Genomic DNA, 21,312 nt, shown 5'->3' on the forward strand with positions numbered 1-21,312 from the left:
AGCAGGATGCTCAGGACGACCGCGATCCCGGCCGAGATCGCGGCGTCGATGATGTATGCCACGGCACGCCGTGACGTCGGGGCGACGGTGCCGAACGCCGGTTGCGTCATGGGGTCTCACTCTCGGGTGCTTCGGAAGTGCTGTTCTTGATGGTGCCAGGTTCGCGCCGAACTCGCGCGGCTGCCGCTGCTTTGAGCCCCTGGAAGCCGTTCGACAGGGCGGAGCCGACGAGCAGCGATCGCATGCTGAGGCGCGCCTTGATCCGCTTCCAGAATCCGGCTTCGGCACCGAGGCCGAGCACGATCTCATCCACCTCGCGCCAGAAGGCCTCGACATCCTCGGCGCTCGGGTCGCGTGGGCCGAAGACCTCGGCGTCGGCGCGGTCGGCGAGGGACGTCACCGTCGGCACGGCCAGCGAATCGGCGACGAGAGCCGCCTCTTCACCGCGAGTCGCCCCCGTCGCGAGTGGAGCGCCGTAGTCGACGGCGCGGTCGGTGAGCTCGTCCCAGCCGCCCGCGATCCGGTCGGCGGTCCGCTCGGCCGTGCGGCGCGCGCGTCGCCTTGAGGCCTTCCAGGCGCCGATGATGATGAACGGTGACGCGAGCAGCGCGATGATGCCGAGCGATATCCCGCCGATCGCGAGGATGGCGAGGATGATCCCGCCGATGTTCAGCGACTCGTCCTCGGCCTCGCGGTCATCGGGCAGCGTCGGGGGAAGATCGACCGGCTCCTGCGGCGGGGGCGGCGGCTGCAGCACCTGCGGCTTGGGGTCGGCGCGCGGCTTGGTGTTCTGATCGTTCGGGACCTGGTCCTCGGGCGGCGTCGGGTCGAACGGGACCCACCCGAATCCGTCGAAGTTGACCTCGACCCAGGCGTGGATGTCGTCACCGGTCGCCGCGAAGGTTGCGGCGCCCGCGTCCTCCTCATCCGGGTAGAAGCCCATCACGACCCGCGCGGGGATGCCGAGCTCACCGGCGAGCAGCGCCATCGTCACGGCGTACTGCTCGTCGTCGCCGATCATCTGATCGCCGCCGATGAGCGTCGACACGCGCTCGGCGGTGTGACCGGAGCGCGAGATGACCTCGCCCTCGAGACCGTGGCTGAAGAACCCTTCCTCCGACAGGAAGGTCTCGAGCGCCTGCACCTGCTCGACGGGCGTCTCCGCATCCGCGACGATCTCGCCGGCGAGGGCGGAGAACTCCTCGGGCACGTTGTCGTTCTTCGGCAGGCGCACCGCTCCGAACTCGGCCTCGGCGAGCTGTTCGTCGCTGTACTGCCCCGGCACCGTCGTCTGCACCGTGTAGCTGTCGCCCTTGCTGAGCCCCGCGGTCGCCACGGCGGTCGCGGAGCCGGTGCTGTAGTACGTGCCCCGGCGCAGCGTGTCGGCGTCGTCACCGGAGAATTGGAACTCCGACACGAGACCCGCCTGCGGCACCCAGACGTCGGAGTACTCGTCGATGTCGAACTGCAGCGTCACGGGGATGCCCTCGGCTTCGGGCGACATGTTCGAGCGGATCGGTGTGAACGCGCTGGAGGAGCTGGGACCGCCGTCGACGACGTTGACGACCTGACCGTCGAACTCATCCATGGCGGCGAGGCGCACCCGGGCGCCCTCGGGGAGTCCGCGCACGGTGAACAGCGTGCTCTCGGCATCGTCGCGCACGTGACCGCGGAACGACTGCAGCGCGCTCGGGTAGTCGCGCACGTCGAACGGCGGGATGATCGTGTCGCGCAGAACGTGCCGCACCTCGGTCGGCGCAGTGAACGCGCTGGTCGCCACGCCCGCACCCGCCGCGACGGCGAGCACGACCGCACCGGAGACCATCCGCCGCATCCGCATGTGGTTGGCCCTGGCCGGGTCGATCTCGCCCACCGACACGGCGGCGTTCTGGGGTGCCCAGATCTGACGCACCGCCAGCCACGAGATGCTCGCCAAGGCGAAGACCGTGCCCTGGATGACGGGGGCGGCCGGCTGCGGCGTCCCGAGGGCGATGACGGCCGCGAGCAGCAGCCCTGCGGGGATCAGCGCCCACGCCGGCTGCGCGAGGCGCAGGGCGAGGGATGCCGTGATCACCGCGACGACGAGCATGAGCAGGAACGGCACGAGGAGGAAACCATCCGCCCCGGAGACCGGCGCGACGGTAGTGAGCAGCTCCTTCCACGACGTCACGACCCCGACGGCGAGCTGCTGGAGCGTGTCGATCGAGGGGATGACGCCGAAGATCGCGGTGTGCGGCAGTGCGAGCGCGCCGCCGAAGAGGAAGTACGCCAGCACGGTGAGGCCGGCGATGATGAGGATGCCCCAGCGTCGCCATGCCGCGACCGCGGCGACCGCGATGCCCAGCAGCGCACCGCCGATGGCCGCCACGAGATAGCTCGGGCCCGCGAAGGTCGGCCAGAACCCCGCGATCGAGACGCCCAGCAGCACGGCGACCGCCACGATGTCGAGGATCCAGCGGCGCGTTGTGAGGACCGGTGAGGTGGGGAACGCCGATGCGACGGACGCGCTCATGCGAGGACCTTCTGAAGTGCGAGGGGGATCTGCTTCAGCGTGCCCACGCTGACCACGTCTGCTTCTCCGATGCGGCGCAGGGCCGGCGCGTCGACCGTGCCGTCGGCGACGATCGCGATCACGCGGGCGCCGAACGGGAGGCGCGCACAGGCGAGTCGAAGGTCTTCGTTCGAGACCTTGGTGCCGCACACGAGCACGACGACGCTCGCGAGCGGCATCGTGGCGGCGATCACGCCGCTGAGGTCGGAGATCCCTCCGTCGCGCGGCTTGCTGGCCTCGACGGCGGCGAGCGAATCGAGCAGCTGTTTGCCGGTGCCGGCCCGGAGCTCGCGACCCTGCACGCGCACGTCCACGCGCTGGGAGTCGCGGATCGCGCGGAGCCCGACGGAGCCCGCGACTGAGATCCCGAGTTCGAAGTCGCCGTCGCTCGCGTAGTCGCCGCTGGAGCGTGAGAGACCGATCACGAAGTGCGAACGCCTGGTCTCCTCGTACTGCCGCACCATCATGACGCCGGTGCGCGCGGTGGAGCGCCAGTGCACGTGACGCAGGTCGTCTCCGGGCTGGTACTCGTTCAGCGCGTGGAAGGACACGTCATCGCGCGAGAGATCGGCCGCGGGAAGACCTTCGAGGTCGCGCAGGAAGCCGAGGGACTGCCCGTCGAAGAGCACGGTCTGGGGGTGGACGAACAGATCGACGGGATCGTCGCGGCGGTGCGCGCGCTCGAACAGGCCGAACGGGTCGCCGCGGACCACACTGACCGGGCCCACCTTGACGACGCCGCGGCGCTGAGTGGGTATCGCGAAGAGCTCTTCGGCCTTGTCGCCGGGCGCGAGGCGCTGGATGCCGAACTCGCCACGTCCGCTGCCGACCGGCAGCACGACACGAGAGGGCAGGATGGCGCGATCACCGGGGTTCGACAGGGTGAGCGCCCCGACGGCTCGTTCGCCCACGACGACCCTCGTGCGGGCGAGGTCGAGGGACACGTCGTACTCTGTGCGCCCGATGAGGAACAGCGCGCACAGCACGAGGGTCAGCGCCACGATGACAGCGGCGAGGGTGAGTTCGCGCCAGCCCAGGCTCGCGCCGACGATCCAGAAGACGACCGCCAGAGCCATGAGCACCCACGCCAGTGGGCGGATGACGCTCGCGATCTTCCGCAGACGTACGCCGATGCGCGCACCGATGACCGCCGCGATGTCGCGCCATCCGGCATCACGGTCGGTCGTGGGCGCTGCGGCCAGCGTCTCTGCGGTCATCAAGCCGCCGTTCGCGCCTGAGGTGCCGCGACCGTCTCGAGAACGCGACCCAGGACGACGTCCGAGGTGGTCCCGGCGAACTCCGCTTCGGCGTCGAGCAGCAGCCTGTGCTGCCACGCCGGAGCGACGAGCGCCTTGATGTCGTCGGGGAGGACGTAGTGACGACCGTGGACGGCCGCCCACACCTTCGCGAGGCGGATGATCGCGATCGCGCCGCGCACCGACACACCGAGCCGGACGCCGCTGTCGTTGCGGGTGGCCTCTGCGAGTTCGGCGACGTAGCGGAGCACGGCCGGCTCGACGTGCGCGGTGGCCGCGAGATCAGCCATGTCGGCGACGGCGCCGGTGGTGATCATCGCGGACAGGCTCGAGGACGGGTTGCGATCCGATGCTCCGGCGAGGATGCTCTCCGTCACCGCGAGGTCGGGGTAGCCGATCGACGTCTTGATGAGGAAGCGGTCGAGCTGCGCCTCCGGCAGCTTGTACGTTCCGGCCTGCTCGATCGGGTTCTGCGTCGCGATGACGAGGAACGGCCGGCCGGCCTCGTGCGTGACGCCGTCGACCGTGACCTTCGACTCCTCCATGACCTCGAGCAGTGCCGACTGGGTCTTCGGGGAGGCGCGGTTGATCTCATCGGCCAGAACGATCGACGAGAAGATCGGTCCCTTGTGGAACTCGAACTTGTGCGCCTGCTGGTCGTAGATCGTGACGCCGGTGACGTCGGAGGGCAGCAGGTCCGGCGTGAACTGGATGCGCGAGCTGGTCCCCTGCACCGTGGCGGCCAGCGCCTTCGCAAGGCTGGTCTTGCCGGTGCCGGGCGCGTCCTCCAGGAGCACGTGGCCCTCCGCCAGCATGGACGCCAGCACCAGGCTGACGATCTCCCGCTTGCCCTGCACGGCCTTGTCGACGTTGTCGACCAGGCGGGCGAAGGTGCCCTGGAACCAGGCGGCCTGTTCGGGGGTCATTGTCATCTCAGTTCGTTCCTCTGTGTTCGCTTGATTGCGCTGCAAGTGCCTGCGGTCACGGTCTCGGCCAGTACTGCTTCTCAGTGTCGACGCCGTCGCCCCAGCCCAGGATGTCCACCCAGACGTCCACGCCGTCGCGGCCCTTGTAGCAGCTCAGCGTCGTGCTGCCGTTGCCGTTGAAGTTGATCGTGTACGAGGAGCCGCCGATCACGTTGTCGACGGTCGAGTTACACGTGACCCGTTGCGAGCCGATGTCGAGGTCCGTCCAGTTGACGGTGAAGCGCTGGCACCCGTTCACGCAGTTTCCGGCTGCGCCGCCCTGCGTGACCCAGACGCGCGGATCCGGTCTCTTGTCGGTCGTCGCAGAAGCCGACGCGACGCTCGACCATCCGGCCTTGTTGTGCACCCGCACGTCGATGACCCACGTCTGGGAGTACTGGCCGCCGACGGTGCGGTTGCCGTTGCTGCCGACGCTCTCCCAGCCGCTCCAGTTGCCGTTGTGGTCGCGGATGCGGATCTGCGTGTCATCGAGTGCGGCGCCGTTGTTGCCGTTGTTGCTCCAGCTCAAGGTGATGTTGCCGCCGTTGTTCTGGGCTCCTGCATTCGGCTGAGGCGGGATGCCGTACGGCGTCGCGTTGTTCGATGAAGCCGACTCGACACCGGTGTAGCTCCCCGTGCCGGTATTCGACAACGCCCGGATCTGCAATGAGTAACCGGTGCCGTTGTCCAGCCCGCCGATCGTGTTGCCGCTGAGGCCCTGCCAGCCGCCTCCGTTGAGCCGGTACTGGTAACTGATCTCCGATTGCCTGGCACCGTTTCGCTGTTCTGCGGACAGCGTGTACGACGAGGTGATCTCGATCGACCGATCGTGCGCGACGATCGACGGCGTGTTCGGGGCATCCGGCCGGATCGCGCCACGACGCTCTGCGGAAGGCGGGCTGAACTGGCCCCAGCCGGCCTTGTTCTCCGCGCGCACGATATAGGTGTACCCCTGCTCGGAGGTCGGCACGACGATGGCCTGGCTGGTCTGCCCCGCTGCCGCAGGAACGGTGCGCACCGTCGAGCCGCCTTCGAGCACCTGGATCTGATAGCCGTCGATCGAATCGCCGTTGTCGTTCGGCGCCGTCCAGGAGACCTGCATCTGCGCCTGATCGCCCACCGGTGCCAGCTCCGACGTCGTCGGCGCTGCGGGCTGCAACGGCGGTCCGGCGGGGATCTCCGCGATCGACCAGCCACTGTAGGTCGACGGCTCGGGGGCCCTGTTCACCGCCTGCACGCGCACCTGGTACGACGTGCCGTTCTCCAGGCCCTCCCAGGTGAGCGAGTTCCCGGTGACCCCGGTCTTCTCCGTGATCCCTGAGGGCGGAGCAGGCGAGATCTGAAGATTGAACGACTCGACAGGCGATCCCGGCGTCGGCGGCGTGGTCCACGCGACCTTGAGCGACTTGTCGCCGAACACGAGGGTCGGTGCGACCGGGGTGTCGGGGCGCGCATCGGGGCGCGCGACCGTCGAGGCGCCGGACGGTTCGGAATCCCCGACGCGGTTGGTCGCGATGACCTGGAACGTGTACTCGACGTTGTTCGTGAGCCCATCCAGCGTGCACGTGGTCGTAGAGCACTGCTTGCTGTACGCGCTGCCCGACGTGCTCGAGACGGTGTAGTGGGTGATCTCCGCGCCGTTGTTCGACGGGGCGGAGAATGACACGACCACGGTGCGGTCCTGCACGCTCGTCACCTGCGGGCGCCCAGGAGCCTCCGGCACGCCCTGCACTGTCAGGACGATGCGACCGTCGACATGGCGATCGGAATCCTCGGTGGCATCTTCGATCGTGTACCTGATCACGAGCGTGCCGACGAACTCGTCGTCGGGGGTCACGCGCACCTCGTCGCCCTCGACCGATGCGCTGCCGTTGCCGGCCTCCGGCGCGGCGGAGACGAGCTTCAAGGGCGTGTCGGGGAACGGATTGAAGTCGTTCGCGAGCACGGGCACCGAGATCGTCGCGCCCTGATCCGCCTCGTCGATCGTGTCGGTGTTCGCCGTGGCCAGCGCCCGTGTGGACGCGGTCACGTTCACGACCACCGTGCCCTCGATGGGCTCGGTCTCGCCATCCGTGATCTGAAGGGTCAACGTCTGACTGGTGCCCTTCTTCGTGTTCGAAGCGGCCTCGACACTGAGCGTGTCTCCCTCGACGCGAGCGGTGAGACCCTCCCCGGCATCCCCCTCGAGCGAGAACTCGTGCTCACCGGCATCCTCCGGATCCGGATCGGTGACCAGTGCTGCCAGGTCGAGCGTCGTGGCCGCATCGCCCGGCGCGACGTTGATCTCTGCGCGGGTGAACGTCGGCTGCTGGTTGTCCGGCGGCAGCACGGTGATCGGGATCGTCAGTGTCGCCTTGCGGCCTTCGGGGTCATCTGGGCCCGTCCCATCGGTGACCTCGAACGTGACGCCGTCCTCGCCGTAGTACCCGGCCTTCGAGGTGTACACGAGCGTGCCGGGGTCCTTGACGAGGTCTGCCCCATCCGCGTTCGATGCGCTCACCTTCGCGTGCTCGGTGATCTTCACGGTGCCGCCGCCCGCGACCATCACGTACTCGTCGAGCGGGAGTTCCTTCGTCTCACCGCTGACGACCTCGACCGGCTTCGTCGATATGAGCGAGGGCCGCAGGTCTTTCACCGCAGGCACGAAGATGAACGCCGACGTCGACAGCTCGTCGCGGTCGGTGAGCGTGTAGCGGATCAGCTGCATCTCGTCGCCGACGGTGACGCGCACCTTGCCGTCGTCGAGCAGCGTGCCGCCGCTTCCGACCTCGACGTCCAGCGTCTCGGTCGTTCCGTCCGGATCCTCGTCGTTGCCGAGGATGTCGACGTCGCTGGTGAGCTCGCCGTCGGTGAGGTCCGAGGGCAGCACACGGTCATCGCGGGCGATCGGGGCGAGCAGAGGCACATCCTCATCGACCGTGATCTGCAGCACGGCCTGGGACGTCGCGCCGCGTGCGTCACTGATCGTGTACTGAAGGGACGTCTCCACCGCGCGATCCGGAGCCTGCACGAGCACGCGGTCGCCCGAGACACGTGCGTCGAGACCGGACTCGTCCCCCAGCACGAGTCCTTCCTTGACGAGTGCGATCTCGTCGCCCTCCGGATCGGAGTCGTTCAGCATCACCGGCACGGCTATCTCGCGCCCTGGGCGCACCACGACGGCATCCTTCACCGCGTACGGCGCCTGGTTCATCTCCTCCGCGGGGGCGACGCCGACGCGGATCGTCGCCGTGCCCTCCTTGCCGAGGCGGTCGCGCACCCGGTACGAGAACGTGTCGACGCCGGAGGAATCCGCATACGCCTCATATACGAAGTAGTTCTGCGCGACCTCGGTGATCCGGCCCTTCTTCGGGTTCGAGGCGAGGCCGATCAACTCGACGGAGTCGCCGTCTTCATCGATGCCGTCCAAGGGCACCGCGATGTTGGCGACGTTACCGCTCAGCACGCGTGTCGTGATGTCCTGCGGGCGGGGCGCCGCGTTCTCGTCCTGGACGGGCACGATCTGGATCGTGATGTACCCGCCGACCTTGTTCCCCCGGGTGTCGGACACCTCGTACGTGGCGTACACGGTCTTCGCCTCGTCGCCGGCTTTGAAGCGCACGGCATCCTGCGAGACGAAGATCTCGCCGTCCTCCGGGTCGACGAACGGCTCGACGAGCTCCGGCTCGAGCGTGAGCGCGTCGCCGATCGGGCTCGTGTCGTTCTCGAGCACGGGGATGGTCACGACGTCGCCGACGCGCACCACGGCCTGATCCGGCGTGGTGACCGGCGGGAGGATCTTGTCCGGCGCGGGGATCGGTATCACGACCACCTCGCCCTCGGCGGTCTTCGATCCGTTCGAGATGCGGTAGCTGATGCGCACCTGCTCGTCGAGAGCACCCTGATCGCCGATGCGCAGCGACTCGTGGTTCAGCACCGACACCGAGACGCCGCTCCCCGGCTCCACGGTCACCGACTGGATCACGAGGATGCCGCCGGACGGATCGGTGTCGTTGTTCAGCACACCCAGCAGCACTTCGCCACCCGTCGGCAGCAGTGCGACGTCGCGCACGGCGACGGGCGGCAGATCCTGCTCGCTCGCATCGGCCACGTCGATGCGCACGATGCCCGGCACGCCGTTCGGGCCTGCGGCCACCTCGTACAGCACGTAGTAGACGCCGGGCGCCGGGGCGCTGAAGGTGAAGGTCTTGTTCGGGTAGTCGGGCTGGATCGTCGCGCCGGGCGTCTCATCGCCGTTCACCCTGGTCAGGCGCAGCTGCTCCTGGCCAGAGCTGGAGTCGTTCGCGAGCGGCGAGACCGTGACCTGCTCGCCGACCCGGGTCATCACGTGGTCGGCGTTCGTCTTGGGCAGCGTGGTCCCCGCTGGGCGCACGTCGAGCACGAGCGTGCCGGTCGTGACTTCGCCGAGGGCATCGGCGACGGAGACCTGGACCTCCTTGCGACCCTGCAGGCTCGCAGTCGCCCGGTACGTGATCTGCCCGTCGGTCGTGAACTCGACCTCGTCACCCGGCGCCGCAACGACGCCGCGCAGGTAGATGTCATCGCCTTCGGGGTCGATCCAGTCCGGCAGGATGTTGTACGAGATCGTTCCGCCGGTCTCGATGGCCAGGGTCGTCGCGCGCTTCGGCTTCGGGGCGGTGTTGGTGTCCCAGTCCTTGACGGACAGACTCACCTTCGCGGTGTCCTTGCCGCCGCGGCCGTCGTCCACCTCGTAGGTGAAGGACGCCGATCCCGACGCATCCTCTGAGACGGCGATCTGCAGCGAGCCGCCGTCGTAGATCGGCTGCACGGTGCCGATCGACGGCTGCTGCTCGGCGACCGCGGCGACCAGGACATCTCCGTCCGGGTCGTTGTCGTTGTCGAGCACGGGCAGCGCTGTGGTCTGACCCGGTCGCACGCCGAACTCGTCGTCCTCCGCGACCGGAGGCGTGTTCACGTTGGTGCGCACGGGGAGAGTGGTCTCCACGGTCTCCTGCGTGGTGTCCTCTTCGTTCTCGGTCTCGCCCTCTGGCGGAGTCAGGTCGTCCCAGTTGTCGACCTGCTGCAGGCTCTCGTCGGTGAGCCACGCCGCTCCGCCGACCGTGTCGTTGAGGATGATGACGTCGCGGTTGACGCGGAAGGTCAGCGACGCCGAGGACTCGGCACCGGGAACCTTCTCATTGATGTCGTCGTCCTCGCCGGGACACTCGCGCACGAACGTGCCGGTACCGGACCATGCACCATAGCGGCAGCCCAGCAGCGAGACGGGTGCTGCCGGTGTGCCCTCGCCCCCGGCCTTCGTGACAATCGGGTCGCCGCCGTCGAGCGGCACGTCGACCAGCTGAGATGCGGTCGCCACGGTCACGGTGTCCGTCGCCGTCGAGGAGTACTGCAGCACGGCGGAATCCGCCTCGGTGATCTCGGTGCGCATCCCTCCCGGGGTCATCACGGCGCTGTCCGCCGGCGACAGGACCACCGGCGTCTCGCCGACCGCCGTGATGGACGGCGCGATCGAGGAGTCCAGTTCGGAGAGCCCGGCGGTCTGCGGGTCGAGCGCCTGCCCCTCCGGATCGACCGGGATGGTGACGACCTCGGCGCTCTCGCCGGAGACAGCGTACACCGTGCCGTCCTGCCCGACGGTGACGTCGGAGTTCTTGCCCAGTTCCACGAGCGGGTCGGTGCCCTGCAGTTCGAAACCGGCGATGCCTGCGACCGGCACGACCCAGAGGTCGCCCGACTCGGTGTCCAGGATCGCGGCGGTGCTGGCGCCGAGCGCGACCTTCGCAGAACCAGGGATCGTGGTGCTGTCACCCAGCGAGACGCGGGCGGAGTCGACGGCGGTGAGCGTCGAGTTCGTGCGGTCGGTGACGAGCACGGTCGACTCGTCCTGGAGGATGTCGAAGCCTTCGCCCGTGGTGCGCAGTCCGCCGTCGAGCAGAGTCGACTCGTTGTTGAAGTGCCCGACCATGAGGGCCGACGACTTCGTGATCCAGACGCCGCCGTCGTTCAGATCGACCTTGGTGGTCGGGTTGCCCTCATACGTGAAGGCGAGCGTGCCGATCGCGACGACCGCCGCAGTGACACCCGCAACGGACGCGGCTGTCTTCGGTTTCGCGCGCAACCATGACAGCGCCTTCATCGTCAGATTCCCCCCGGTGGACGTCACAAGCGTGCGCCGGGCCATCGGCCCAGGACGCACCGGTACATCCTAACCGCCAGATGCGGATCGCCCCACGGGCAGGAATACCCATCTGATCAGGTGACGCGCCAGCACCCCTCGACGTGATCGTCGACCATGCCGGTCGACTGCATGAGCGCATACATCGTCGTCGCTCCCACGAACCGGAATCCGCGTTTGCGAAGCGCCTTGCTCATCGCCGTCGATTCGTCCGTCACCGCCGGGACGTCCGCGAACGACCGAGGGCGGCTGCGTGCCGCCGGCGCGAACGACCACATGAGCTCGTCGAGCTCCCCCGGTGCCATCTCGGTCACGAGGCGCGCGTTGGCGATCGTGGCGAGGATCTTGGCACGATTGCGGATGATCCCGGCATCCGCCATCAGCCGCTCGACATCGTCATCGTCGAATGCGGCCACCGCTTCGGGATCGAACCCGGCGAACACCTCGCGGAACCGCGGGCGTTTGCGCAGGATCGTGATCCAGCTCAGTCCGGCCTGGAAGCCCTCGAGCGACATCTTCTCGAACAGCGCGCGGTCGCCGTGCAGCGGCGTTCCCCACTCCTCGTCGTGATACCTGGCGTACTCGGCATCCGTCCCGATCCATGCGCAGCGTGCGCGCCCGTCGACGCCGGTGAGAAGGGAGGTCATGTCATCAGCGTAGGCAATGCCGCCGACACGGGTATCGCGCCGGTAACCTGGGCACTCGACAATCGGGGGGATGCCGTGATGCGATCATCTACGACGGCCAGGATCATCACTGCTCTGATCGGCGTCATCGTCACGCCGATCGCTCTGGGCATCATCTCGGCCGGGGGCATCGAGGCTTACCGGCTCTTCACGATGTTCGGCTACACGGGTGTCGACCTCACGGAGTTCGCGGGGCCGTTCGCGCTGCAGATTCTCGGGCTCCTGCTCCTCGTCGGCGTCGTCGCGACCGGGCTGTGGAGCTCTGCCGGCCTCATCGCCGCCGGTGTGCTCGGACTCGCGGCGCTGGTGCTCGCCGTCGTGCCGGGGCTCATGCTCGAACTGCTCATCAGCGCGCCGCCGTTCCTTCCTCGGGCGTGGGGCGACGGGCTCTATTACGGACTCCCCCTCCTCGTATGCACGGTGCTCGGGGCCATGGGCCTGACGCTCATGTTGATCCGCCGGAGCACACGCGGCGTCGGCGCAGGCTTCGTCGTCGGACGGTTCGTCGCGGCGCCCGTGCTGCTGGCGGTCGGAGGATGGCTGCTGGTCTGGGGCAACGGAGAGGGTCAGATGAACGCGGTGAGAACCTTCGACACCTCGATCAATCCTCTGGTGGCACTCGCACTGATCGTCGGCGCCGCATTCACCGTCGCCGGGATCGGCGCCAGCAGGTGGTCACCGTGGTCGCTCGTGATTCCGGCGCTCGTCCTGCTTCTGATCTCGCTGCTGTTCGTCACCACGATGGGAGCACCCGTCTTCCGCGGCGTCGTGCCGATGGATCTGCTCCGGTCCGGGACGCCGATGGTCATGGTGGGAGTCGCGACCGCAGTCGCCGTGGCGCAACTCGCTTTCACCGTGGTGCTGGTCATCATCTCCCGGCGCGGGCGCGTGGCTGCGGCATCCGTTCCTGATCACGGCGTGTATCCCGTCGGGCAGTACGCTCCCGCGCCGCAGTGGGCGTATCCCGCCGCCCCGCCGGTCGCACCGCCCGCCGCACCGCCGGTCGCACCGCCGCCGGCACCGCCCGTCACGCCACCGGCACCGCCTGTCCCCTGATCAGTCCTTCTTGGCGGCCTTGCGCAGCGCCTTCTCCGAGATCGGCGCCTGACCGGATGCCGCCAGCTCGGCGTAGTACGCACGGGCCTCGTTCTGACGCTCCAGCTCCGCACCACTCGCGATGGGCGCACGCACGTGCTCGGGCTCGTAGCCGAAGGCGTTCACGAGATCGAGGGCGTGCGGCCGCAGCCGCAGACACAGTCGGTCGATGTAGCTCGACACCGCAGCGGCGCGCTGCGTCGAGAGGCGCCCGTTGATGATGTGCCAGGCGAGGTGCTTCTCGATCAGCTGCAGGCCGAACAGGTCGCGCAGCCACGTGAGCACCTGCCGGGTGCCGTCATCGGGGATGCTGTTGACCGCATCCGTGAACGCCTCCCACTGCAGCAGTTCGCCGTGCGCGCGCGCTGCCTCGATGAGGTCGGCCTGGTTCTCGTTGAACAGCTTCTCGCCGAGCACCTTGTCCTTGCCCGCAGGACGCAGGCGGCCGGCGATGTCGGCGACCATCTGCTGCACGCGGTCCGCCAGCAGCTCGTGCTGCTGCTCCGCGCGCAGACCGTTCTCGACCGAGCGCGCGGTCGAGCCGAAGTCGGCGATGTTCTGGCCGAAGCGGCGCAGGCCGGCGCCGTGGAACACCTTCCCTGCGGTCTGTCCGACGGCGTACTTCGCGAGCGCCGCGGCATCCTTGTCCTTGAACTGCTTCGCGAAATCCGTCAGCAGTCGCTTGCCGACCAGCTGCAGCAGGATGTTGTTGTCGCCTTCGAAGGTGACGTAGATGTCGAGATCCTGACGCAGCCCCACCAGTCGGTTCTCGAACATGTAGCCGGCGCCGCCGCAGGCCTCGCGGGCCTCCTGCAGGGTGTCGAGCGCGTGCCAGGTCGACAGCGGCTTGAGCGCAGCCGCGAGGGTCTCGAGGTCTTCGCGGTCATCGGGTGTGTCTGTGCGACCGGAGAACACTCCGTCGAACTTCTGCAGGAACTCGTCGTGCGCGAAGATCTGCGCGTACGTCGTGGCAAGACGCGGCAGCAGTCGGCGCTGGTGCTTGCCGTAGTCGAGCAGCACGACCTCCTGTCCGTCAGCGCCGTCGAACTGGCGGCGCTGCGTGGCGTAGGTGATCGCGATGTACAGGCCGAGGGCGGAGCCCCAGGATGCTGCGCCGTCAAGTGACACGCGACCCTGCACCAGGGTGCCGAGCATCGTGAAGAACCGACGGCCGGGGCTGTCTATCGAGCTGGTGTAGGTGCCGTCGGCGGCGACGTCGCCGTACTTGTTCAGCAGGTTCGTGCGAGGGATGCGCACGTGGTCGAAGGAGAGGCGACCGTTGTCGATGCCGTTCAGACCGCCCTTGAGTCCGTCGTCCTCGCGGCCGATGCCTGGCAGGTCATTGCCGTCGTCGCCTCGCAGCGGCACGTAGAAGCAGTGCACGCCGTGGCTGACGCCGTTGGTGATCAGCTGCGCGAACACGGTCGCTGCGACACCGTGCAGCGCAGCGTTGCCGAGGTACTCCTTCGTCGCGCCGCGGAACGGCGTGTTGATGACGAACTCCTCGGTCTCGGGGTCGTACGTCGCGGTCGTGCCGGCCGAGGCGACGTCGGAGCCGTGTCCGATCTCGGTCATCGCGAACGCGCCGGGGATGGAGAGGTCCATGATCCCGGGGAGCCACTTCTTGTGGTGCTCCTCGGTTCCGAGCTGCAGCACGGCCGATCCGAACAGTCCCCACTGCACGCCCGCCTTGATCTGCAGGCTCGGATCGGCTGCGACGAGCTCTTCGAAGCCGGAGATGTTCGCGCCGTTGTCGTCCTCGCCGCCGAATGCCTTCGGGAACGCGCGGTGCACGGCCTTGTTCTCGACCAGCAGGTGCAGCTGGCTGAGCACGCGCTCTCGATGCTCGTCCTTGCCCAGCTCGTCCATGCGCCAGAAGGCCGGGTCCTTGATCATCGCGCGCGCCGTGCGGCGCGTGTCGGCCCAGGTGCCCAGCAGAAGATCGTTGACCCGATCGACATCGATGCGCGGGGCATCGTCGTCACGGTGTGAGGTTGCGGTGCGGACGGCGGCGTCGACCATGAGAGTTCCTCTCAAAGAGAAGTAAGGATGCTTCAACCGTAGGAGTCCTCCAACACGTCACCAAGCGTTGTGTGCGCAACCTCCAAGCCTCCCGCGGCACGCGGTCAGGTCGAGTTGTCGCGAGGCCACAGCCCGGCTCCCGCGGGCGGCGGCGCGCCTTCAAAGGAGGAAAGCGTCGGTCTCGATCGATCGTGGCCGACACCTTCCTCCTTTCATCGGGTGCGCTCCGCTCAGAAGGCGACGTCGATCGTGCCGTTGGACTCGATGACCTCGCGCACCTCGTCACTGGCGAACGCGGCCTTCAACGCCGCGGTCGCCTCACTGTCGGCATCCTCTTCACGGACCGCGACGTGCAGCGCGAACCGGTCGTCGAGTTCTGTGATGAGGCCGTCGTCGGCGGGGTTGAGGCCGAGAGCCGCGATGTGGGACGGCCACTGGAAGACGAGGTCGGCCTCTTCGTACGCAGAGTTGAGCGATGCGATCGGCACCTCGAGGAACTCGATGTTCTTCGGGTTCTCGGTGATGTCGTCCACGGTGGACACGTAGGGGTCGACATCGGGGTCGAGGGCGATCACGCCTTCGGCATCGAGCAGCTTGAGCGCGCGGCCCAGGTTCGACGAGTCGTTCGGCACGGCGACCGTGGCGCCGTCAGGAAGGTCGGCGATGTCGTCGAGCGTCTTCGAATAGAACGCGATCACGAAGTTGTACACCGGCTGCACGGCGACCAGCGAGGCCCCGTTGGCCGCGTTGAACTCCTGCATGTACGGCTCGTGCTGCGAGAAGTTGCCGTATGCGTCGCCGTCGTTCACGATCGTGTTCGCGGTGATGTAGTCCGAGACCTCGACGAGCTCGATCTCGTAGCCGTCCTCGATCGCCTCCCCCGCGGCCTCGACGACATCCGTCATCGGCGCGGTGACGGCGGCGATCTTGAGCACGACGGGTTCGGATGCCGCGGCATCCCCGCCTTCGGACGGCTGGCCCGACGCGCATCCGGCGAGCACCAGAGCGGCTCCGATGCTCGCGGCGAGGATGCCGATACGTGCGGTTCTCATGAATCCTTCTTTCTTCGGGGTGGTTGTCTCGCTGGGCCGGCGTGGCGGCTCAGCGGTGGTCGAGTTTCTCGGAGGCACGGTGTCCGACGGCCTGGATCACCAGCACGCAGACGACGATGATCGCGATCGTGATGTACATGAGCGCGTCGTTGTACTCCTGGTAGCCGTAGCGCATCGCGAAGTCGCCGATGCCGCCGCCGCCCACGACGCCGAGCACGGTCGAGTACGACAGCAGGCTGATCGCGGCGGAGGTCAGCGCGTAGACGAGTCCGGAGCGTGCCTCCGGAAGCAGGACGCGGAACACCGCCTGCGGCAGCGTGGTTCCCATCGCGACCGCGACGCGGGAGATGCCGGGCGGGATCTCCCGGAGGATCTGCTCGACCAGCCGGGCATAGATGGCCACGGCGACGAAGCACAGCGGCAGGGTCGACGCCTGCGTGCCGAAGCTGGTGCCGATCACGGCGCGGGTGAACGGGATGAGGAAGACGACGAGCAGCAGGAACGGGAACGAGCGGACGATGTTGATGTACATGTTCGCGATCGTCCAGACCGCGCGGTTCTCGGCGATGCCGCCGCGCTGCGTGAGGAACACGACCATCCCGAGCGGGAGTCCAATCAGCACAGCCGCCGCCAACGACACGAGCATCATGTACCCGGTCTCGGCGAGCGCTTCGGCGATGTCCGCGCCGTACTCGGAGAGGAGGTCGGTGAGCCAGCCCATCACATCAGCTCCCGCTTGACCTGTTCGTGATAGCTGGGCATCGCGCGCAGGTCGGTCTTCTTCACCGCGAAGAGTTCGCGCATGCGCCCCTTCTCGAGCAGCAGCGCGCGATCGCAGATCGCCTTCACGACGTCGAGGTCGTGCGAGATCACGACGATCGTCGTGCCGAACTTCTCGCGGGCGTCGAGCAGCACGCGGAGCACCTCGGCGGTCGTGCTGGCGTCCAGCGAAGAGGTCGGCTCGTCGCAGAGCAGCAGCGGCGGGCGGGTGACCAGCGCGCGGGCGAGTCCGACGCGCTGCTTCTCCCCACCGCTGAGCTCGGCCGGGTGATGGTCGGCGCGATGCGTGAGGCCGACGAAGGCGAGCATCTCATCGACGGCGGCCCGCTCTTCGGCACGCGTGCGCCGGATGCCCGCCCTGCGTCTGATCTGGAGTCCGAGCGCGACGTTCTGCCGCACGGTGCGACTGCTGAGCAGGTGGATGCCCTGGAAGACGACGCCGACCTGCCGGCGCAGCGTCCGCATCTCGCGGCGACTGCGTCCGGCCATGGTCGCACCGTCGACGCGCACCTCACCGCGGTCGGCCGTGATGAGCCCGTTGACGAGTTCGAGGAGCGTCGTCTTGCCGGCACCGCTCTCGCCGATGACGCCGAAGATCTCGCCGCGATCGATGCTCAGGTCGATGCCGTCGAGCGCCGGCGGCTGGTCGGAGCGGTCGCCGTAGTACTTGCTGACGTCGCTGAACTCGACGATCGTCGTGCCCGTGGTTTCCATCGATGCGTGCCGCTCTCTTCGCTCGCGGCTTCATCGCCCGGAGTTGGTGTACTGAGTCCAATTATAGTTGAGGTATGAGCGTGAGGTATCGGACAGAGGCGATCAATCGTGATGGCGGAGACGGGACGGCCGCAGTTCCGGATGGGCTGACGGTGACGGTCTCGTCACCGCTGAACCCCGACCGCGATCCGGCGGGGACGAACCCGGAACAGCTCTTGGCGCTCGCCTGGGCGACATGCCTGAACGCGACAGCGCAGGCCGTGGTGGCGCGTCGCGTGCAGACCGCGGTGCGGGTCGAAGTGGAGCTGCACGACGCCTCGGCGGGCGGTGGTTACGAGTTCCACGTCGATGCGTTCCTGTCGGTGCAGGATGCGGATGCCGCGGAGACGGAGCGCGTGCTCGCAGCTGCGCACGCCCGCTGTCCGGTGTCGAAGCTCATCGGCGGCGCCGCGACCGTCGCCGTGCACGCCGAGGATTTCGCGGGCGCCGCGGCTTCGACGCGCTGACGCTCACCCACCTCGCGGCACCCGCCGCTCTACGCTTGCGCTACACCTCGTGACAAGCGCGCCATCGATCGGTGTCGCGGATGTCACGAACTGTAGCGCTGAGCGTCAGAGTGGTCCCTGAAGCCTCAGTTCGCGGCGACCACCGCGAGCACGGCGTCTCCGTAGGCCTCGCGCTTCTTCTCACCGATGCCGGTGATGCCGTCGAGGTCGCCCATCGACGCGGGACGGAGCTCGGCGAGCGCACGCAGCGTCGCGTCACCGAACACGATGTACGCCGGCTTGCCGATCTCCCGCGCCGTCTCGGCGCGCCACACCCGCAACGCCTCGAAGAGCGACCGGTCGCCCTCGGCGACAGCATCCGACGCCGCCGACGTCTTGCGCGAGCGGCTGACGCTGACCCGGCCCATGGTGTCCTTGCGAAGCGGCACCGGCGTCTCGCCGCTGAGCACGCCGGCCGCCACCGCACCGGGGGCGAGCGTGCCGTAGTCGCCCTGAGCGACGAGGATGCCGCGCGCGAGCAACTGCCGCACGACGCTGCGCCAGTCCTGATCCGACAGGTCGGCGCCGATGCCGTAGGTCGCGAGACCGTCGTGCTTCTGCTGGCGGATGCGGTCGTTCGAAGACCCCCGCAGGATGTCGATGAGGTGACCGGCGCCGAACGCCTGGTTGCGCTCGCGCTTGAGCCTGACGATCGTCGACAGCAGCTTCTGCGCCGGAACGAGGCCGTCGAACGTCTCCGGCTTCTCCAGGCACGTGTCGCAGTTGCCGCAGGGAATCGATTCCTGGCCGAAATAGTTCAGCAGGTTCCGGCGCCGGCACTCGACCGTCTCGCACAGAGCGAGCATGGCGTCGAGGTGCTGCCCCATCCGCATCTTGAACGTGCGATCGCCGGGGCTCTGGTCGATCATGCGGCGCTGCTGCACGACGTCGCCGAGACCGTAGGCCATCCACGCCACTGCCGGCTCGCCGTCTCGACCGGCACGACCGGTCTCCTGGTAGTAGCCCTCGACGGACTTCGGCAGGTCGATGTGCGCGACGAACCGCACATCCGGCTTGTCGATGCCCATGCCGAACGCGATCGTCGCGACCATCACGACGCCGTCCTCGCGCAGGAACCGCGACTGATTCGCGGCGCGCACCTCGGCAGGAAGGCCCGCGTGGTACGGCAGGGCGTCGAGCCCCTGCGCCGAGAGATACGTCGCGGTCTGCTCGACGGACTTGCGGCTGAGCGCGTAGACGATGCCCGCTGCGCCGTCGGGCATCGAACGGACGAACTGCACCAACTGCTTGCGCGGGTCGACCTTCGGGACGATGCGGTATTGGATGTTCGGGCGGTCGAAGCTCGCGACGAAGTGCTTCGCTCCCGCTCTCCCGCCGGCCCCCTCGAGCTGCAGGCGCTCGGTGAGCTCCTTGTGCGTGGCGCGGGTCGCGGTGGCGGTGAGCGCCATGCGCGGAACCCCGGGGAATCGCTCGCCGAGGTCGCCCAGCGCGAGGTAGTCGGGGCGGAAGTCGTGGCCCCACTGCGACACGCAGTGGGCCTCATCGATCGCGATGACGCTGAGCACCCCGCGCTGCAGCAGTGTCGTCGTCTGGCGGTTCGAGAGCCGCTCCGGCGCGACGTAGATGAGGTCGAGCTCGCCGGCGACATACGCCCGCTCGACCTCGGAGCGTTCGGAGACCGACTGCGTCGAGTTCAGATAGGCCGCGTTCACGCCGTTGGCGCGCAGCGCGTCGACCTGGTCGTGCATCAGTGCGATCAACGGGCTGATCACGAGTCCGGTGCCCTCGCGCACGAGCGCCGGCACCTGGTAGGTGACGCTCTTTCCCGCGCCGGTCGGCATGAGCACGACGGCATCCCCACCGCCGATCACATGATCGACGATCGCCTCCTGGTCACCGCGGAACGCGTCGTAGCCGAAGACGGTGTGCAGCGCCTCGCGGGCGGTCGCGTAGCGCGCCGGCGTCGCCTGTCGCACGACGGGCGCAGAAGATGCCACCACTGGCGTCGTCGGGCCCTGACCCCAGTCGAGCGGCGGTTCGTAACCCGGCCCCTGCGGTTCCCAGTCCATCTCTTCGGGCGGAGGGGCGTCTTCCCAAGGGGCGGGCTCGGTCGGATCCCACGGCAGATCCTCGTACGGGTCACGGGATGTCTGCGGCATCCCTCCAGCGTAACGACCCCTGCGGACGCCCGCCGTCCTAGGGTGGGGATGACCAGCGGACAACGCGAAGGAGCAAACAATGACCGATGACACCACTGTCTCCCGCAACGACGACGCGTCTCGCTACGAGATCCGCGTCGGCGACACCCTCGCCGGTTTCGCCGAGTTCGATCACCGCCCGGGCGAGATCCGCTTCATCCACACCGAGGTCGACCCCGCGTTCCAGGGCAAGGGCCTGGCTTCGGTTCTCGCGGCGGGCGCACTGGCGGATGCCGCAGCATCCGACGACACGATCGTGCCGTACTGCCCCTACATCGCGAAGTACCTGAAGACGCACGAGGTCGAGGGCGCGGAGATCCGCTGGCCGCAGCTTCCGACCGACCCGACAGACGCCACCGGGCAATGATCGGCCAGCACTCCATCGCGCTCGAACCGCGCGAGGTGCCGCTCGGCGGGGTGCGCGGCATGAGCGTGCTGCGCACTCTGCCGAACCGCGACCTGCCGACCGTCGGAGCCTGGTGCTTCCTCGACCGCTTCGGGCCGGGTCCGGTGAAGATGAGGGTCGAGCCGCACCCGCACATCGGGCTGCAGACCGTGACCTGGCCGCTCGTGGGCGACATGCGTCACCGCGACTCGGTGGACAGCGACGTGACACTGAAGCGCGGGCAGCTGAACCTCATGACGGCGGGCGACGGCATCTCGCACTCGGAGTATTCGCTCGGCGAGGAGCCGATCCCGCTCGACGCGCTGCAGCTGTGGGTCGTGCTGCCGGAGTCGGCCAGGCACGGTGCTGGCGGGTTCGAGCAGCACACGTCCCTTCCCACGGTCACTCTGCCGGCATCGTCAGGTCCGGACGCCGCGGCGACCGTCGTGCTCGGCGAGTTCGCGGGGGTCCGCTCCCCCGCGACGGCCCACACGCCGATCGTCGGGGCCGAGATCGCGCTGCCGGCAGGGAGCACGGTCGCGCTGCCGCTCGATGAGGCGTGGGAGCACGCGATCGTGCTCGTCGAGGGCGATGTCACGGTCGCCGGACGCCCGCAGGCGCGCAACGAGATGCTGTACCTCGGCGATGCACGGTCGGATGTCTCCGTCTCGAGCACTGAGGGTGCGCTGCTCTTCGTCCTCGGCGGCGAGCCGTTCGAGGAGGACCTCGTGATGTGGTGGAACTTCGCCGGCCGCACCCACGATGAGATCGCTCAGGCGCGTGCCGATTGGGAGACACCGGACGCCGCCGCTCGCTTCGGACACGTGGTGGCCCACGGGTCGGAGCGGATCCCCGCTCCCGAACTGCCGAACGTGAGGTTGAAGCCGCGGCGGCGGCAGATCTGAACACGGGTAAAGAATCGATTATCGTCTCGATAATCTCTTG

General features: G+C 68.3%; 14 protein-coding genes. 4 read left to right on the forward strand and 10 right to left on the reverse strand.

The annotated features are described in order from the left end of the window. Positions 1–106: 106 nt before the first annotated feature. From ACNPNP_RS14105 to ACNPNP_RS14125, 5 genes are all read right to left on the reverse strand, one after another. Positions 107–2,512 (reverse strand): transglutaminase-like domain-containing protein, encoded by a 2,406-nt coding sequence (locus ACNPNP_RS14105; protein ID WP_448966658.1) that lies wholly within the window; start codon positions 2,510–2,512, stop codon positions 107–109. After that, positions 2,509–3,768 carry a DUF58 domain-containing protein gene (locus ACNPNP_RS14110; RefSeq protein ID WP_448966659.1) on the reverse strand — a complete coding sequence of 420 codons (1,260 nt, stop codon included), beginning with the start codon at positions 3,766–3,768 and terminating at the stop codon, positions 2,509–2,511. Before ACNPNP_RS14110 ends, ACNPNP_RS14105 begins: the two co-directional genes overlap by 4 nt. After that, positions 3,768–4,739, reverse strand: coding sequence for an AAA family ATPase (locus ACNPNP_RS14115; protein WP_448966660.1), 972 nt, complete (start codon positions 4,737–4,739; stop codon positions 3,768–3,770). The genes ACNPNP_RS14110 and ACNPNP_RS14115 overlap by 1 nt, the downstream gene beginning before the upstream one ends. 49 nt (positions 4,740–4,788) lie before the next feature. After that, complete coding sequence (locus ACNPNP_RS14120; protein WP_448966661.1) at positions 4,789–10,890, reverse strand: Ig-like domain-containing protein; 6,102 nt, start codon at positions 10,888–10,890, stop codon at positions 4,789–4,791. Positions 10,891–11,006: 116 nt separating this feature from the next. Beyond that, on the reverse strand, positions 11,007–11,576 hold the full coding sequence (locus ACNPNP_RS14125) for a DNA-3-methyladenine glycosylase I (RefSeq protein WP_448966662.1): 570 nt from the start codon (positions 11,574–11,576) through the stop codon (positions 11,007–11,009). 78 nt (positions 11,577–11,654) lie between these two features. Here ACNPNP_RS14125 and ACNPNP_RS14130 point away from each other — a divergent pair, with 78 nt between their 5' ends. Further along, a complete protein-coding gene (locus ACNPNP_RS14130; protein WP_448966663.1) occupies positions 11,655–12,671 on the forward strand; it encodes a hypothetical protein in 1,017 nt (338 codons plus the stop codon). On the opposite strand, the gene ACNPNP_RS14135 is transcribed toward ACNPNP_RS14130, so the two are convergent. The 4 genes from ACNPNP_RS14135 to ACNPNP_RS14150 form a co-directional block, all read right to left on the reverse strand. Beyond that, the gene (locus tag ACNPNP_RS14135; protein WP_448966664.1) at positions 12,672–14,732 is read right to left on the reverse strand and encodes an acyl-CoA dehydrogenase family protein; all 2,061 of its coding nucleotides are present in this window, start codon (positions 14,730–14,732) and stop codon (positions 12,672–12,674) included. 230 nt (positions 14,733–14,962) lie between these two features. Continuing rightward, on the reverse strand, positions 14,963–15,784 hold the full coding sequence (locus ACNPNP_RS14140; RefSeq protein WP_448966665.1) for a MetQ/NlpA family ABC transporter substrate-binding protein: 822 nt from the start codon (positions 15,782–15,784) through the stop codon (positions 14,963–14,965). 49 nt (positions 15,785–15,833) lie between these two features. Then, positions 15,834–16,505: a methionine ABC transporter permease gene (locus tag ACNPNP_RS14145; protein WP_448966666.1), complete on the reverse strand. Its 672-nt coding sequence runs from the start codon at positions 16,503–16,505 to the stop codon at positions 15,834–15,836. Then, positions 16,505–17,278 carry a methionine ABC transporter ATP-binding protein gene (locus tag ACNPNP_RS14150; protein ID WP_448966667.1) on the reverse strand — a complete coding sequence of 258 codons (774 nt, stop codon included), beginning with the start codon at positions 17,276–17,278 and terminating at the stop codon, positions 16,505–16,507. Before ACNPNP_RS14150 ends, ACNPNP_RS14145 begins: the two co-directional genes overlap by 1 nt. A gap of 74 nt (positions 17,279–17,352) precedes the next feature. On the opposite strand from ACNPNP_RS14150, the gene ACNPNP_RS14155 reads away from it, so the two are divergent. Further along, positions 17,353–17,784 carry an OsmC family protein gene (locus ACNPNP_RS14155; RefSeq protein WP_448966668.1) on the forward strand — a complete coding sequence of 144 codons (432 nt, stop codon included), beginning with the start codon at positions 17,353–17,355 and terminating at the stop codon, positions 17,782–17,784. 125 nt (positions 17,785–17,909) lie between these two features. Here the strand turns inward: ACNPNP_RS14155 and recQ are convergent, their stop codons facing one another. Further along, complete coding sequence (gene recQ / locus ACNPNP_RS14160; RefSeq protein ID WP_448966669.1) at positions 17,910–19,943, reverse strand: DNA helicase RecQ; 2,034 nt, start codon at positions 19,941–19,943, stop codon at positions 17,910–17,912. A 79-nt stretch (positions 19,944–20,022) separates the two neighbouring features. Between recQ and ACNPNP_RS14165 the strand changes: the two genes are divergently transcribed. Both ACNPNP_RS14165 and ACNPNP_RS14170 read left to right on the forward strand, forming a co-directional pair. Continuing rightward, complete coding sequence (locus ACNPNP_RS14165; RefSeq protein WP_448966670.1) at positions 20,023–20,349, forward strand: GNAT family N-acetyltransferase; 327 nt, start codon at positions 20,023–20,025, stop codon at positions 20,347–20,349. Further along, complete coding sequence (locus ACNPNP_RS14170; protein ID WP_448966671.1) at positions 20,346–21,272, forward strand: pirin family protein; 927 nt, start codon at positions 20,346–20,348, stop codon at positions 21,270–21,272. The genes ACNPNP_RS14165 and ACNPNP_RS14170 overlap by 4 nt, the downstream gene beginning before the upstream one ends. Positions 21,273–21,312 lie beyond the last annotated feature (40 nt).

Source organism: Microbacterium xerophyticum (assembly GCF_053543555.1).